Origin of the sequence: Hydrogenophaga sp. (genome assembly GCF_051860785.1) — a bacterium.
In the GTDB taxonomy this organism is placed as follows: domain Bacteria; phylum Pseudomonadota; class Gammaproteobacteria; order Burkholderiales; family Burkholderiaceae_C; genus Hydrogenophaga.
The window spans coordinates 214,353-229,610 of sequence record NZ_JBIMLB010000005.1 but is presented as its reverse complement, the minus strand read 5'-3'; the positions used below and the strand labels follow the sequence as shown (position 1 = coordinate 229,610).

The following is a 15,258-nucleotide window of genomic DNA, read 5'->3' as shown; positions in this document are numbered from 1 at the left end:
CCGATTCTGCCCTCAGCGACCCGATTCGCGTTGGCCTGCCGTTGCGCCGTCGACGTTCGTGGCAAGGGCAAACGACATGCCCAATATCTGGCTGGCAAGCTGGCGCGTCGCCTCCGCGACTGCTATCGGGTATTCCCGCTCCTTGCGTGTTTTCCGTCGCCGCATAACGGGTCTGTTGAACGCGCCGCTGGCGCGTTCAACCATTGTGCAGACCTACAACGACCTGGAGACAAACGTGAAAACAGCAAACAGATTTCGCCTGGCGGCTCTGGCAGGTGCGGCGTTGCTCGCCGCGTGTGGTGGGGGCGGAGACGACCCCCCGGCCCCTCCACCACCGCCACCGGTGCCTGAGGAAACGCGCGCTCAAGACAGCCGCACCTTCACGCCGCAGGACCCCAGCGCCACCACCTTCGCCGCCATGTCGGGCGTGATGGTCGGCACCGAGCGTTGGGCTGGTGTGCTCAACGGCGCGGCCTACCGCGTCGAGGTGCCCTCATCCGGGTGGAACGGCAAGCTGGTGATGTACGCCCACGGCTACCGTGGCGAAGGCTCCGTGCTCACGGTGTCCAACCCGAGCATCCGCCGCTACCTCATCGAGAACGGCTACGCCTGGGCGGCTTCGAGCTATTCCACCAACTTCTACGATGTGCGGGCCGGTGTGGAAGACACCAACGCACTGGCGCTGGCCTTCACCCGAATCGCCGCGACCAATGGTCGTGCGCTCGCTGCGCCCGATCGCATCTACATCACCGGGCATTCCATGGGCGGTCACGTCACAGGTGCGGCGATCGAGCAGGAGGCCGCTGCCACCGCGAAGAACAAGGTGAGCTACCACGGTGCCGTGCCCATGTGCGGTGTGATGGGCGATGCAGAACTGTTCAACCGGTTCGCCGGCATGCAGGTGACGGCCCAGGCCCTGGCCGGTGTGCCGAGCTACCCGACCGATAAATGGTCGGAGATCGCGGGGCTGGTCACCGGCACGCTGTTCTCGACCTTTACTGCCACCAGCATCGTGCCCACGGCGCAAGGGGTCAAGTACCTGTCGGTGGTGGAGAACCTCACCGGTGGCGAGCGTCCGATGTTCGACGAAGGCGTGCTGTACGGTCGCAGCTTCCAGTCGGCCTACGGCACCTTCGGCAGCGATGGCACCGTCACCGGCATCCTGAACCGCAACATCCTGGACACCAACGCCTTCACCTACCTGATCGCTGGCGACGTGCCGGGCTCGACGGCGCTCAACACCGCCGTGCAGAAGCTCACCGCCGCGCCGGACGCCAACCGCCTGCGAAGGGACGGTCTGCGCTGGGTTCCCGCCATCAACGGCGAGTTCAAGATCCCGGTGGTGTCCATCCACACGCTGGGCGATCTGTTCGTGCCCTTCAGCATGCAGCAGGTGTACCAGCAACGCGCCGCAGCAAAGGGCAACGCCGGCTGGCTGGTGCAGCGCGCGATCCGCGGCGCGAGCCATTGCGACTTCACCGTGGCCGAGCAGGTCCGGGCTTTCGAGGACATGGTGGTCTGGGAGCAGACCGGCGTGAAACCCGCTGGCGATGACGTGATGACGCCGGCCACCGTGGCGAACGCGGCGTATGGCTGCACGTTCACCGACAGCGCGCTCGGCCCGGACGACACTGGCAGCGCCGCGGCCTCGTTCCGCCCGATCGCGCCTGCCTGCCCACCCTGAACGCAGCGCATCAAGAACAAAGAAAGCCCCGATGCGTCGGGGCTTTTTTACGCCTGCTGTTCCACCTTCTGCTTGAGTGACTCAACCTCACGCGCCAGATACGCCTGAATGCGACGTCCGGCAATTGCGCTGGCGAGAAACCCCAAAGGGCCGGAGAAGAGAACCTGCAATTCCACGTCTGAGGACTGACCGTCTGGGGCGGCACGCACGGTATGCCTGGCGAGAGCGCGCGCACCCGGCCAGCGCGCTTCCCAGGCGAAGCAACGCGGGGGCTCCAGCTCGATCACCGTCCAGAGCGTGGGCCGGAACCCGGGCTGAACCACGTGGTACTGGTTTCCGATGGCCAATGCACTCCCGGAAAGGCCTTCCACCGAGGTCATGGTGGGCAACCATTCGGGCCAGTGCACGACGTCGGCAACGATTGGCCAGATGCGCTCGGGCGTCGCGAGAATCCGTAGGGATGTCGAGTAAGTGTTCATGGCTGGGTCAGCCACCAACCAGCTTTCGTTTGATGAAGTTCCAATGCGCCTCGCTCACCGGCGTGATCGACAGCCGGTTCCCCCGCTTGAGCACCACCATGTCGGCCAGTTCGGGGGTGTCGCGCAGTTCGGGCAGGCCCATCAGGCGCGTCTTCTTCACGGCCTTCACATCCAGCAGCAGCCAGCGGGGCTCCTCGCGCTTGGAGGCGGGATCGAAGTAGGGAGACTTCTTGTCGAACTGCGTGGGATCTGGCCGGGTGCCGGACGCCACCTTGGCGATGCCGACGATGCCAGGCTCGGGGCAACTGGAGTGGTAGAACAGCACGCCGTCGCCCACCTTCATGCCGTCGCGCATGAAGTTGCGGGCCTGGTAGTTGCGCACGCCGGTCCAGGGCACAGTGGCGTCGGGCGCGTTGATTGCGTCGTCGATCGAGCACTCTTCGGGCTCGGATTTCATCAGCCAGTATTGCGTCATCGGGATCTCCTTGGGTCTTCTTGCATGCCGTCAATGCAATTTCACCAGCGGCGTCGCCCGCTTCACCAGGAAGCGCGCCACCGCCAGCACACCGGTGCGCAGCGTGCCCAGCACCGCCTGGTGGTGCATCAGGTGCAGGCTCACATACATGGTGCGGGCCAGCAGCCCCTGCACGTACCAGGTGGACTTGAACAGGTTGCCCATGAGGCTGCCCACCGAGGTCTGTGTGCCCAGCGAGACCAGCGAGCCGTGGTCCTTGTAGACATAGGGGCGCTTCGGTGCGGACTTGTTCATGGCGCGGCGCAGCAGCGCGTCGTGCAGGTAGCTGGCCTGCTGGTGCGCGGCTTGCGCGCGTGGGGGCACCCAGCCGCCTTCGGCGGTGGGGCAGGCCGCGCAGTCGCCGAGGGCATGGATGTTGGCGTGGCCATTGACCCGCAGATGGTCGTCCACCTCCAGTTGCCCCGACCGGTTGGTGGGCAGGCCGAGCGTGCCCAGCACGTCGGGCGCCTTGATGCCGGCGGCCCACACCACCAGGTCGGCCTGGAACAGGCGACCGGTGTTGTCGGCCACCTCCGTGGGTGTGATGCTCGCCACGCGGCACTTCGTCTCGATGGTGACGTGGCGCTCCTTGAGGAGCTTCGCGGCGGCGCTGGACACCTTTTCGGGCAGCGGGGCCAGAATGCGGTCGGCGCCTTCGAGCAGGGTCAATTGCACATCGCGCTGCGGGTCGAGTCGGCGGAAGCCGTAGCGCGAGTGAACCACGCTGGCTTCGCGCAGCTCGGCGGCCAGTTCCACGCCGGTGGCGCCGCCGCCGATGATCACGATGCGCACCTGGCCTTCGTTGCCCGCGCTCTTGCGCAGTTCGGCGGCCGTGAGCAGCTTGAGCATGCGCAGGCGAAATTGCTCGGCGTCGGCCGGGCGGTTCAACGACAGCGTGTGTTCGGCCGCACCAGGCACATTGAAATGGTTGGCGGTGCTGCCCACGGCAATGACGAGCTGGTCGTAGGGCAGGGCGCGCGCTGGCACCAGTTCCTCCCCGTGTTCGTCGAGCACGGGCGCGACCTGCACGGCCTGGGCCGCCAGGTCCAGGCCGGTCATGGCACCGAAGCAGAAGGTGAAGCGGTTGTCGTGCGCGAGCATCTCGTACGAAAGGCCCTCCTGGTGGATGTCCAGCGTGCCGGCCGCCACTTCGTGCAGGGAGGGTTTCCAGATGTGGAACAACTGCTGGTCGACCAGCGTCACCTGTTCTGCGCCCAACTGGCGTCCCAGCTTGCAGGCCAGTTCCAGGCCGCCTGCGCCGCCGCCAACGATCACGATGCGTGTTTTCATGCGTTCGATCCCGAGTCCTGTTGGGATCGACTGTAGTCCACACTCAGGGTGGCGCGGTTGCAGTCACCGTGACGAACTCCGCCGGCACAGCGTAGCGATGGCCACTGCGCCAGGGTTCGATGGCCTGCAGGTAGCGTTTCCCAGCGCGCTCACGGGCCGCCGCATCCATGCGGGACCAGGCCAGCGCCACCGGCCCACCGGCAAAGGCGGCGTTGCAGGCTTGCTCGCCGCTCGCATAGTCGAGCGTGCGGGCCATGCGGTGTGAAAGCACCTCGCCAAAGCCCGCATCGGCGCACAGGCGCGCCAGCGTGTCCGCCTGACCGAGGCGGAAGAACAGCGGGCAGACCTCGCTGGACACCTCGGCATCGACGATGGGGAACAGCGCCGACCAGCCGCAACGCGCGCGTTCCCCCCAGACGGCCAGGCCCAGGCGGCCGCCCGGGCGCAGCACGCGCCTCAGTTCACGCAAGGCCTGCTCGGGCTCGGGCAGGTACATCAGGCCGAAGGCGCACAACGCCACGTCGAAGCCCGCGTCGGGCAGATTCAGTTGTTCGGCGTCCATGCGGGCGGCGCTCACGTGGTGCAGTTGCTGCGCCCGCGCGCTGCGCTGAACGGCCTGCACCATGCGCTCGGAGATGTCCACGCCCATCACCGTGCCGCCGGGCCCCACCGCGCGAGCGGCCGGCAGGGTGATAAGGCCGGTGCCGCAAGCCAGGTCGAGCACGCGCTCACCCGGCGCCAGTGACACCTGCGCCAGCAACTCAGCCTGTGCGGGAGCAAGCTGCGCCTGCCACAAAGGCTCGTAGTCGTCGGCCGCCAGGTCCCATCCATAGCGCTGCACGCGGCGTTGCAGGCGGGGTTCCATCGCGATTCAGCTCCGGGTGATCACGATTTCCAGGTATTCGCTGGGCACCACCAGCGAGCCCGGGCCACCCTGGTGAAGCCGCAAGAGCAGCGCGGTCAGATCGGCTTCCAGCGCCTGAGCCTTGTCGGCGGGCAAGGCGGCAAAGGCCTTGTGCACCGGGCCATACCAGGTGCGGAACACGTCGATGAAATGCGCGGCCGAGCGGTAACGGAAGTTGAAGATGCGTGGCGTGACGTCGATCTTCGCGGCACCCTGGCCGAACAGTTCACGCAGGTGCGACTCCACGCCCCAGAGCGATGGCGGCTGCAGGCCGGCGGGGGGTGGCAGGTGTCGCCCCAGCGTCTTGAAGAGCTGGCCGATGAAGCCTTCGGGTGTCCAGTTGGCCATGCCGATGCGACCACCCGAGCGGCACACGCGCAGCATTTCGGCCGCCGAGCGCGCGTGGTCGGGCGCGAACATCACACCGAAGGTGGAGAGCACCACGTCGAAGCTGCTGTCCTTGAACGGCAGCTCTTCCACGTCGGCTTCCTGGAACTTCACGTCGAAGCGTTCGGCGCGTGCGCGCTCGGCACCGCGTTCGAGCAGGCTGCCCACGTAGTCGGTGGACGTGACCTGGCCACCGCGGCGCGCGGCAGCCAGTGTGGCATTGCCGTTGCCGGCGGCCACGTCGAGCACGCGCTCGTCCCAGCGCAGGTCGCAGGCCTCGGCCAGCGATTCGCCGACGATCTGCAGGGTGGTGCCGATCACGGCGTAGTCGCCGCTGGCCCAGGCGGTCTGCTGGCGGGCCTTGATGGCCACGAGGTCGTTGGATGCATTCATGGTGTTCTCTCCTGATGGGTTGCTCGGGGTTTTCGGGTGCCACTTTCGCCTTGGCCTGCCCGGAACCCAGTGGAACGCGCGCAACTCCTTGCTGTCCTGCCCGAACGGATTCCGCACCTGACCCATCGTCCGCGCCCGATCGGCGTCGGCGCCTTGCCTGACGCGGCGTCCGGGAAAGTTGACCCTGCGTCCGGCCATGTTCCACGCAAGGCGGCACCCGCCCATAATCCGCCCCAGGCGTCGCACCAGGAGCAGCACCGTGTTCAACGATCACCTCGCCCATGCCCTCAAACGTGTTCAAGCCGTGCTGGAACGCCGGCCTGAAACCGGCCTGCACGACGACGCGCCGGCTTCCGTGCGCTGGACTGGTGGCACGCGCATGCTGGCCAGCCATGCGAATGGCACGGTGGTGCCGACCGACATGCCCACCGAGCTGGGGGGCACGGGCGATCAGGTCACGCCGGGCTGGCTGTTTCGCGCGGGCCTGGCATCTTGCGCGGCCACGTCCATCACCATGGCAGCGGCGGCCGAGGGTATCGAACTCACGCTGCTGGAGGTGAAGGCGAGCAGCCGGTCCGACACGCGGGGGCTGCTCGGCATGAAGGGTGCCGACGGCAAGACCGTGCACGCCGGGCCGGGCGATGTGAGTTTGAGCGTGCGCATCCAGGCCAGGGGCGAGGCGCCCGAACGGCTGCGCGAGCTGGTGGAGCGCGGCCTGAGCTGTTCTCCCATTCCCGCAGCGGTGCGCTCGGTCACGCCGCTGGCGCTGCACATCGAGAACGCCTGAGCCGCCATGGACGCCTTGTCTGAAACGCTGCGCGTGGTGCAACTGGCGGGCGCGATTTTTCTTCAGGGGCGCTTCACCGCACCCTGGTGCTACCAGTCACCACCCGCCGACGCGGCCGCACCGCTGCTCGAACCTGGCGCCGAGCGCGTGGTGATCTTTCACTTGATCACCGAAGGCGAGTGTTGCGTCGAGCTGGAAGGGCAGGCGCCGATGCGGCTGTCGGCAGGCGACGTGATCGTGTTCTCGCAGGGCGACGCCCACCGCATGGCTTCGGCGCCTGGCCTGGTGCCGGCGCCCGGTACACCGCTGAAAGACCTGTTGCAGCGCCGACCGCGCCAGTTGAACCACGGGGGCGGTGGTGCGACCACGCGCCTGCTTTGCGGCTACCTCGCCTGCGATGCGCGGCTGGCCCGGCTGCTGCTGGCCGGCCTGCCCCCGCTCATGCGCGTCAACGTGCGCGGGTCGAACGCGGGTGTCTGGCTCGAAGCGTCGGTGCGTTACGCCCTGGCCGAGGCCCGGTCGCCGCGCCCCGGTGGCGCGGGTGTGCTGGCCAAGCTGGCCGAAGTGCTGTTCATCGAGGTGCTCAGGCTCTACATCCACGAACAGAGCGCGGGCCGCACAGGCTGGCTGGCAGGGCTGGGCGACCGCATCGTGGGCGGCGCTCTCAACGCATTGCACCGCCGCCCTGCGCATGCGTGGACGCTGGACGAACTGGCGCGCGAGGCGGGCACATCGCGTTCTGTGCTGGCCGAGCGCTTCCAGTTGCTGGTGGGCAGTTCGCCCATGCAGTACCTGACGCAGTGGCGCATGATGCTGGCCGCCAACCTGCTGTGCGGCAGCCGGGCACCGCTTGCGCGCATTGCGCAGGACGTGGGCTACCAGACCGACACCGCGTTCATCCGGGCCTTCCGCCGCGAGTACGGCGTGCCGCCCGCCACCTGGCGTCGCAACCGCCACGCGGCGATCGAAGCGGTGCACTGATTCACGGTTTTCTGGTGGGCGCGGCGGCCAGCGCCGGGTTGCAGGGGTCGGCCCCTTCCTTGGTGCCCAGCTCGATGAGGGGAATCAGCGCGGCCAGTGGGCCCGCGGTGGTACCCAGCGCCAGCGCACCGATCACGCGCCCCACCAGGCCCCTGGCTTCGATGCCCACATCGGGGTCGCCCAGCGTGCCACCCACGGTGATGGGCGTGCGAAGCGACAGGGGAGACCAGTCCTTGGGCCGCGTGACCACACGCAGGTCCAGCGACTCGCTCTTCAGATCGATGGGACCGGTGATCCAGATGGTGCTGTCCCGGTTGTCGGCCACCGCCAGCCGGGGTTCGATCACGCCGTTGTTGGCCTGCAGGTCGAAGCGGGCGCAACGCAAGGGCAGCGGTTTATCGCCGGTGATCACCACACCCACCGCCTGCGCCACGTCCAGCCCCAGGGCTTCGGTGATGAGGTAGGACACGGTGCCATCGCGCAGGTGGATCTGCATGGGACCGTTCAGGCTGCCCAATATGGCGGCGGTGGAGTTGCCCGCACCTCGCACCTTCACATGGCCCGAGAGTGCCCCGGTGAGGTAGGACTGCGCGGGCTGGTCGCCACCCTGGCGGGCCTGCTGGCGCTCACGCTTCAACGCGGCGGTGGCGGTGGGCGGCGGCCCCGCTTCGGCGGCGTCGCCCTTCTGCACGCCGCGCAACCACCCGGCCACGTCGATGTTGGCGAATTCCATGTCGGCTTCCCATTTCGCGGGGCTGGCGTTCGAGTCGAGCTGGGTGGTGCCTTTGAGCGAGCCGCCCGCCACCACCGTCTGCAGCGGTTCCAGGCGCAGAACGCCCGCGTCCAGCCGCACGCGCGTCTGCAATTGCCGCAGCGGCGCCATGGCCGTCGTACCGAAGTCCAGCTCATCGAACTTCATCAGCACGTTGGCGTCCATAACCTTGAGCGAGGGCAGGTCGAAACGGCGTTGCGGCAGCACGCGGCCATCGGCAGGGCGTTCTGTGGGTGGCGTTCTGGCGCCGGTGTCGGCGCCGATGGCCGGACCCAGGTCGGCGAATGCCAGCCTCGGCCCATGCAGTTCGCCGCTGAGGCGCGGTGGGCTCACCTGCTGGTCGTACAGCAGTTCGCCCGCCAGGCGGCTGGTGCCGATGGTGGCGCGGGTGGCCTGCAAGCGCCATTGGCCGGCCTGGTGCTCCAGGCGACCGCGAAGATCGAAGGGCGGTGTCGCGGGCAGCGTGATGCCCAGAGGTTCACCCACGGCCGCGAGCGATGGTCCCTGGAATTCCAGCGCCCCGCGCAGGCGCGGCGTACCGATCAGCGCGGCGGCTTCGCCGTCGAACAGCAGGCGAGACGATGCCACGCTGCCTTCCACGCGCACGGGAACCCAGGGCGCCTCCGCGCTGGCGTCGCGCAGCAGGGGCAGGGTGCCGCCAGCGGTCACCTTCAGCTTCATGGGCAGGGCACGGTAGCGGCCGTTGATCTGCGCTTCGTAGCCCGCACCGTCCTGGCTCACCGCCTCGCCTTCGCTGCCGCGCACCCCGATCTTCAGGTCCACGTCCTGCACGGCGTCGCGCCAGTCGATGTCACCGCGTCCCACGAGCAGGGTGCCAAAGCGCGGCAGGCTACCCAGCGGATCGTCATCCGCATCTTTGGGGTCCTTCTGCTCCGCGGGGTCGCCCAGCTGCCAGCTGGCCTGGCCATCGGGCTTGCGCAACAGCTTCGCGTCGAGCGTTTGAGCCTGCAATGTCTGCACGCGCAACGGTTCGCCTTTTCTCCAGCGCCACACGTCGCCCCATTGCCAGGCCAGCACCACGTCTCGGGCGTCGAGCAGATGAGGCACTTCGTAGCGCGGATCGGACGCGATGTTCAGATGAGCGACCTCGAGCCTCGGGCGCCACAACAGGTGCAGCCTGAACGGAGCCTCCAACGTCGTCGGTGCCGACGTGGCGCGTGTGATGGCACGCTCGACCGGTTGGCGAAGGAAGGGCCAGCCGGCCAATTCCATCGCCACCACGCCGGCCACCAGCACGGCCGCCACCCCGATCACGACGTGCCGGATTTTGAGGGCGGGTTTCATGGCCTTCAGGTTATCTGCGAAGCGACCCGGCCCGCGTAGGCGCAGGCCGGGTTCCTTGTGCGCGATGTCCTACAGACGGACCCCTCGATAGAATCCACACTCCGAGCATGAATGGATCCCTCCGTGCCCCATGCCCCCGTTGGAAATGCCTCGCCAGCCACCATGGAGGCGCGTGACGCAGCGCAGAACCCCGAGGCCCATTGGGATGCACAGGGCGATGCCTGGGTCCTGCGTCTGTCTGGCGACTGGCTCGGCTCATCTGGTACCTTTCCCGAACGCCCCGAGACCGATGCGGCTTCCGTGCGCGTCGACGCGACCGCGCTCGGCGCCTGGGATGCCACGCTCGCTTCGCGCCTCTGGTCGCAACTTCAACCCCTTGCACAGCGCGAAGTGCCGGTGGATCTGCAGGGGCTCCCAGAAGGTCTGCGGGAGATCGTTTCGCTTGCGCTGAACGGCACACCACCGCTGGCCGCTGCGCCAGCGGCCAACCCGCGGGGCCGCGTCGCGCGGCTGGGTGCGCGCACCGCCGCCTGGTGGGTGGAAAAGCGCAAGGCGCTGACCTTCTTTGGTGAGGTGTTGCTGTCCGTTGGACGGTGGATGCGCGGCAGGAGCGACATGCGTGCTTCCGATCTTCTGTGGCAGATCGAACAGACGGGGCCACGCAGCCTGCCTATCGTCGCCCTGGTAAGTTTTCTGGTCGGCCTCATCGTGGCCTACATGGGGGCGGCGCAATTGCAGCGCTTCGGCGCGCAGACCTACATTGCCGACCTCGTCACCGTGGGTGTGGTGCGCGAAGTGGCGGCGCTGCTGGTGGGCATCGTGCTGGCGGGGCGTGTGGGAGCGGCTTTTGCAGCGCAGATCGGCAGCATGCGCGCCAACGAGGAAGTGGACGCACTGGCCACCATGGGCGTGAACCCGGTCGATTTCCTGGTGCTGCCGCGCGTGCTGGCATTGCTCATCGTCGGCCCCATGCTCACGGCATTCGGTGCGCTGGTGGGCATGGCGGTGGGCTGGCTGGTGGCGGTGGGTATCTATGGCGTGACGCCGCTGGAGTACGTGTATTCCAGCTTTCAGGCCCTCACCTTGCCCCACGTGCTGGTGGGGTTGATCAAGGGCACGGTGTATTCGATGCTGGTGGCACTGGCTGGTTGCCTGCAAGGCCTGTCGGCGGGACGCAGCGCGCAGGCCGTGGGCGATGCCACCACCGCGTCGGTGGTACAAGCCATCGTCTGGATCGTGGTGGCGGCTTCGGCGCTCACGGTCGTGTTTCAAAGGCTCGACTTCTAGATGGAAACTGTTCAGGATCCCCAGGTCGCCGCCGCTTCAGCCCCCTTGCCGGCAGAACCGCTGGTGAGCGTGCGAAAGCTCACCATGGCGTTTGGCGCCAGGGTGATCCAGCGCGACCTGGATTTCGACATCCTGTCAGGCGAAGTGCTGGCGATTGCGGGTGGCAGCGGCTGCGGCAAGAGCACGCTGTTGCGCCACCTCATCGGCCTGCAGGCGCCTGCGGCCGGGCAGGTGCTGTATGGCGATCGGGACCTGTACGCGGCCGATGCGGCAGAGCAGCGCCAGCTCATGCAGACCTTTGGCGTCACCTTCCAGGCCGGCGCCTTGTGGAGCAGCATGACGGTGGGCGAAAACGTGATGCTGCCCATGCAGCTCTTCACCGAGATGGACGCCGCGCAGTGCGAACACGAGGCGCGCTTCAAGCTCGCGCTGGTGGGGCTGGGCGGCAGTTTCGACGCCGAGCCCGCCACGCTGAGCGGTGGCATGAAGAAGCGGGCCGCCATCGCCCGTGCACTCGCGCTCAATCCGCCGCTGGTGTTTCTCGACGAGCCTTCCGCCGGCCTTGACCCGCTGGCCTCGGCCAACCTCGACGAGCTGATCCTGCACCTGCGCAACGACCTGCACACCACCGTGGTGATGGTGAGCCACGAGCTCGAGAGCATCTTCACCGTGGCAGACCGCCTGCTGTTCCTGGATGCCCAGAGCAAGACCATGACCGCGCTCGGCCCACCGAAAGAACTGCGGCGCAGCGGCCCTGAAGGCGTTCAGACCTTTCTGCGCCGCGGCGCCACGACTTCCCGGGAGACCACTTCATGAAACGCAAGGCCAGCGCCACGCTGATCGGCACCTTCGTGGTGGCGGGCATCGCTTTGATTGCCATCGCCATCATCGCCCTCGCGGGCAACAACCTCTTCACCCGCAAGGAGCGCACCGTCATGTACTTCAGCGGGTCGGTGTACGGCCTGCAGGTGGGTGCCCCGGTGGTGTTCCGGGGCGTTCGCGTGGGCAGCGTGGAATCGATCGACATCTTCTACGACCGCCAGAACGACAACTACGCCATTCCCGTGGTGGCCGTGCTCGACAGCAACGCGGTGAGCGGCCTGGACGGCAAGCGCGGCTCGGAGCCCGCACTGCCTGCACTGGTGGAGCGTGGCCTGAGCGCTCAGCTCTCCATGCAGAGCCTGCTCACCGGCCTGCTGTATGTGGACCTGGACCTGCGGCCCAAGCTCGATGGCAAGTTGCGTGGCAGCACGCGCCGCACGGAGATCGAGATACCCACCACCGCCACCGCCATCCAGAACCTGCGCGAGCAGTTCGACGGCATGGATTTCCGCCGCATCGCTGAAGACATTTCTGCCATCGCGTCTTCCGCGCGTGCGGTGGTGGGCGGCCCTCAGCTCAAGCAGGCGATGGACGACCTGGCACAGATCACCGCGACCTTCAACCGCATCTCCCAGCGGCTCGACAAACGCATCGACCCCCTGGCCGACGAGTTGCAGCGTTCGCTGGCGTCCACCCGCAAGGCCATGGACGGCATGGGGCAGGCAGCGCAATCGGTGAACAGCACCGCCGAAGGCCTGGGCAGGACGTCCAGCCAGGTGTCGGAGCTGCTGGCGCCCAACGCGCCGCTGGTGACCAATCTGCAACGCGCGGCCGACGAGGTGGCGCGCACCGCCACCGCGCTGCGCGAAGCCACCTCGGGCGACTCGCGCCTCATGACCGGTGCCGACCAGGCGCTGGGCGATCTCTCGCGCGCCGCGCGGGCCCTGCGCGATCTGGCCGAAGCGCTCGAACAACAACCTGACTCCTTGTTGCGTGGCCGGAGGGTCCCAGAATGAAACGACGACTGATCCTTGGGGGCGTTTGCGCGTCGACCGTTCTGCTCGCAGCCTGTGCTGGCAACCCAGCTCCTTCCACCCGCTGGTACGAACTGCGCAGCGAACCGCCCGGTCCGCGGCCGGCAGCCCGCCCTGGCGACGGTGCGGTGTGGGAAGTGGCCAGCGCGGTGGACATGCCCGGTTCGCTGGACCGCGACACACTGATGGTGGCCAGTGGTGCTGCGGGCCTGCAGTCGCTCACGGGTCACCGCTGGGCCGAGCCATTGCGCGACAGCATTCCGCGCCTGCTGGTGTCCGATCTCGCGCTGCTGCGCGGTGAGGGTCTGGTGTGGCGCGCACCGGCACCGGGCGGCGTGATGGTGGGCCGCCGGCTGCGGGTGGAAATTGTGACGCTGATGGCCGATGCCGCTCAGCGCACGCTGCGCATTCAGGCGCGCTGGTGGTTGACCGGCGTGGGGGCCACGGCCGCTGCACCGGCGTTGGGTTCTGCCGACTTCCGGGTAGACCTGAGCGACGCAACGCCCGACGCCCTGGCCGCCGCGCACCGGGTTGCGCTTTGGCAACTCGCGATGCGGGTGGCGGGGTCAGGGCCTGCTTAGAACGGCGAGTCCGGGAAGTAGTACTTCGCCGCGTTTTCCTTGGTGATCAGCACCGAAGGAATCGTGGTGGTGGCGGGCATGGCGGTGCCCTTCACGCGCGACTCGGCGGTGAGCTTCATGGCGTCGGCGATCATGCTCGGCGAGTAGGTCACGTCGGCGGTGACGACCTTGTCGCCATCCATCACCTTCTTGATGTAGTCCTTGGAGCCTGCGCCGCCCAGCACCAGCTTCACGTCGGTGCGCTTGGCCTGTTCAATCGCCTTCTGCACACCCACCGCCATGTCGTCGTCCGAGGCCCACACGGCATCGATCTGCTTGAAGCGGGTCAGGTAGTCCTGCATCACCTTGAACGCGTCGTCGCGGTTCCAGTTGCCGTGCTTGGCGTCCAGCACCTTGATGTTGGGGTGGTTCTTCATCACGGCGTTGAAGGCGTCGACGCGCTGGTTGTCGATCACGGTGGGAATGCCGCGCAGCACCACCACGTTGCCCTTGCCACCCATGGCCTTGGCCATGTATTCGCCAGCCACCTTGCCGAAGCCGGGGTTGTCACCGGCCACGTAGGCGTTCTGCGCGGTGGGGTCGGTGAGACCGCGGTCGACCACCGTCACGAACACGCCCTTGCTCTTGACCTGGCCCACGGGCTTGGTCAGCGGTGCGGATTCGAACGGCAGGATCACCAGCGTGTCGATCTTGTTGACGGTCTGCAGATCCTGCACCTGGTTGGCCTGCTCGGCGGCAGAGCCGGCGGTCTTCACGATGACGGAAGAGCCGGGGTACTGCTTCTCGAGTTCGGCCTTGGTGCGGTTGGCCCAATAGACCACGCCGCCGGTCCAGCCGTGGGTGGCGGCCGGGATGGACACGCCCATCACGAGCTTGTTCTGGGCGAAGGCCGAGGGTGCGGTGACGAGGGTGGCGATGGCCAGTGAAATGGCAGAAAAAAGGCGTCTGTTCATGATGTCTCCTGGGTAGGTTCTCGAGGCTGAAATGGCTCGCCGGCCGAAGGGCTGCGCCGCCGGGGAATTCATCGTCGCCCTCTTTGGAGGAAGGCCACGACGATGATCACGAAACCCTGCACCGCCGCGTTCAGGTAGACGCTGATGATGCTGGTGAGGTTGAGGATGTTGCCGATGACGGACAGCAGGATGGCACCGACCACGGTGCCCACGATGCGGCCCTGGCCGCCCTTGAGCGCCGTGCCGCCGACGATGACCGCGGCGATGGCTTCGAGCTCCCAGAGCAGGCCGGTGGACGGCGAGGCCGAGCCCAGGCGCGGCACGTAGAGCAGGGTGGCGATGCCCACGCACACGCCGAGCAGCACATAGGTGAGGATCTTGATGCGGTCCACCGCCACTGCAGCGTAGCGCGCCACCTGTTCGTTGGAGCCGATGGCCTGCACGTAGCGGCCGTAGCGCGTGCGGTTCAGCAGCAACGCGCCGGCCAGTGCCACGCCCAGGAACACCCAGATCGGGATGGGAATGCCCAGGAAGGCGCCGTAGTAGACAGGCCCGTAGGTGTCGCCAAGTTCGTTGCTCAGCGTGAGCGCGCCGCCGTTGGAGAAGTAGGTGAGGTAGGCGCGGAAGATGCCCAGCGTGCCCAGCGTGACGATGAAGGGCTCGATGCGGCCCTTGGTGATGAGCACGCCATGCGCCAGACCGAAGGCCGCGCCCAGGATCAGCGCGATCGCCATGCCCACCAGCACGGCGGCCACCGGGCTGCCCACGAGCGGCGCCACCCAGTTCATCACCATGATCATGCAGCCGGCAATGAGCGCGGCCATGGAGCCGACCGAAAGGTCGATGCCGCCGGAGATGATGACGAAGCACATGCCCACCGCAATGATGCCGATGAAGGCGGTTCGGGTGAGCACGTTCATCGCGTTGTCCCAGGTCGCGAAGTCGGGGTTGAGCAGCGTGCCGGCGATGCACAGCAGCACCAGGCCGACGATGGGACCGGCATTGCGCAGGATCTGGCGCAGGGGTTGGCGGCCCTGGCTGGGCGCGGTTTCGGCGGGCTCGGCTCGAACGGTGTTCTGGGTCAT

Annotated in this window: 15 protein-coding genes; 7 read left to right on the top strand and 8 right to left on the bottom strand. The window is 67.5% G+C overall.

Translation table 11 applies throughout. From position 1 onward, the window contains the following. Positions 1–235: 235 nt before the first annotated feature. Positions 236–1,684: an alpha/beta hydrolase gene (locus tag ACTIF6_RS09630; protein ID WP_439587749.1), complete on the top strand. Its 1,449-nt coding sequence runs from the start codon at positions 236–238 to the stop codon at positions 1,682–1,684. A gap of 47 nt (positions 1,685–1,731) precedes the next feature. Here ACTIF6_RS09630 and ACTIF6_RS09625 read toward each other — a convergent pair whose 3' ends face one another. Genes ACTIF6_RS09625 through ACTIF6_RS09605 form a run of 5 tightly spaced genes read right to left on the bottom strand, consistent with a single transcriptional unit; the run spans position 1,732 to position 5,651 of the window. After that, a complete protein-coding gene (locus ACTIF6_RS09625; RefSeq protein ID WP_439587748.1) occupies positions 1,732–2,163 on the bottom strand; it encodes an SRPBCC family protein in 432 nt (143 codons plus the stop codon). Between the two features lie 7 nt (positions 2,164–2,170). Continuing rightward, positions 2,171–2,638, bottom strand: coding sequence for an EVE domain-containing protein (locus ACTIF6_RS09620; RefSeq protein WP_439587747.1), 468 nt, complete (start codon positions 2,636–2,638; stop codon positions 2,171–2,173). A 30-nt stretch (positions 2,639–2,668) separates the two neighbouring features. Continuing rightward, positions 2,669–3,967 carry an NAD(P)/FAD-dependent oxidoreductase gene (locus tag ACTIF6_RS09615; RefSeq protein WP_439587746.1) on the bottom strand — a complete coding sequence of 433 codons (1,299 nt, stop codon included), beginning with the start codon at positions 3,965–3,967 and terminating at the stop codon, positions 2,669–2,671. A gap of 43 nt (positions 3,968–4,010) precedes the next feature. Then, the gene (locus tag ACTIF6_RS09610; protein WP_439587745.1) at positions 4,011–4,832 is read right to left on the bottom strand and encodes a class I SAM-dependent methyltransferase; all 822 of its coding nucleotides are present in this window, start codon (positions 4,830–4,832) and stop codon (positions 4,011–4,013) included. A gap of 6 nt (positions 4,833–4,838) precedes the next feature. Beyond that, positions 4,839–5,651, bottom strand: coding sequence for a class I SAM-dependent methyltransferase (locus ACTIF6_RS09605; RefSeq protein ID WP_439587744.1), 813 nt, complete (start codon positions 5,649–5,651; stop codon positions 4,839–4,841). 259 nt (positions 5,652–5,910) lie between these two features. On the opposite strand from ACTIF6_RS09605, the gene ACTIF6_RS09600 reads away from it, so the two are divergent. Together ACTIF6_RS09600 and ACTIF6_RS09595 are read left to right on the top strand one after the other, a co-directional pair. After that, the gene (locus tag ACTIF6_RS09600) at positions 5,911–6,438 is read left to right on the top strand and encodes an OsmC family protein (RefSeq protein ID WP_439587743.1); all 528 of its coding nucleotides are present in this window, start codon (positions 5,911–5,913) and stop codon (positions 6,436–6,438) included. A 6-nt stretch (positions 6,439–6,444) separates the two neighbouring features. Next, on the top strand, positions 6,445–7,419 hold the full coding sequence (locus ACTIF6_RS09595; RefSeq protein ID WP_439587742.1) for an AraC family transcriptional regulator: 975 nt from the start codon (positions 6,445–6,447) through the stop codon (positions 7,417–7,419). 1 nt (position 7,420) lies between these two features. Here ACTIF6_RS09595 and ACTIF6_RS09590 read toward each other — a convergent pair whose 3' ends face one another. Beyond that, positions 7,421–9,496, bottom strand: a complete 2,076-nt coding sequence (locus ACTIF6_RS09590; RefSeq protein WP_439587741.1) for an AsmA family protein — start codon at positions 9,494–9,496, stop codon at positions 7,421–7,423. 123 nt (positions 9,497–9,619) lie between these two features. Here ACTIF6_RS09590 and ACTIF6_RS09585 point away from each other — a divergent pair, with 123 nt between their 5' ends. Genes ACTIF6_RS09585 through ACTIF6_RS09570 form a run of 4 tightly spaced genes read left to right on the top strand, consistent with a single transcriptional unit; the run spans position 9,620 to position 13,220 of the window. Beyond that, positions 9,620–10,783, top strand: a complete 1,164-nt coding sequence (locus tag ACTIF6_RS09585; RefSeq protein WP_439587740.1) for an MlaE family ABC transporter permease — start codon at positions 9,620–9,622, stop codon at positions 10,781–10,783. Continuing rightward, positions 10,784–11,599 carry an ABC transporter ATP-binding protein gene (locus ACTIF6_RS09580; protein WP_439587739.1) on the top strand — a complete coding sequence of 272 codons (816 nt, stop codon included), beginning with the start codon at positions 10,784–10,786 and terminating at the stop codon, positions 11,597–11,599. It abuts the gene before it with no gap. Then, positions 11,596–12,621 (top strand): MlaD family protein, encoded by a 1,026-nt coding sequence (locus ACTIF6_RS09575; RefSeq protein ID WP_439587738.1) that lies wholly within the window; start codon positions 11,596–11,598, stop codon positions 12,619–12,621. Before ACTIF6_RS09580 ends, ACTIF6_RS09575 begins: the two co-directional genes overlap by 4 nt. Further along, complete coding sequence (locus tag ACTIF6_RS09570) at positions 12,618–13,220, top strand: PqiC family protein (RefSeq protein ID WP_439587737.1); 603 nt, start codon at positions 12,618–12,620, stop codon at positions 13,218–13,220. The genes ACTIF6_RS09575 and ACTIF6_RS09570 overlap by 4 nt, the downstream gene beginning before the upstream one ends. On the opposite strand, the gene ACTIF6_RS09565 is transcribed toward ACTIF6_RS09570, so the two are convergent. Then, a complete protein-coding gene (locus ACTIF6_RS09565) occupies positions 13,217–14,173 on the bottom strand; it encodes a substrate-binding domain-containing protein (protein WP_439587736.1) in 957 nt (318 codons plus the stop codon). The genes ACTIF6_RS09570 and ACTIF6_RS09565 overlap by 4 nt on opposite strands. A gap of 68 nt (positions 14,174–14,241) precedes the next feature. Further along, the gene (locus ACTIF6_RS09560; RefSeq protein WP_439587735.1) at positions 14,242–15,258 is read right to left on the bottom strand and encodes an ABC transporter permease; all 1,017 of its coding nucleotides are present in this window, start codon (positions 15,256–15,258) and stop codon (positions 14,242–14,244) included.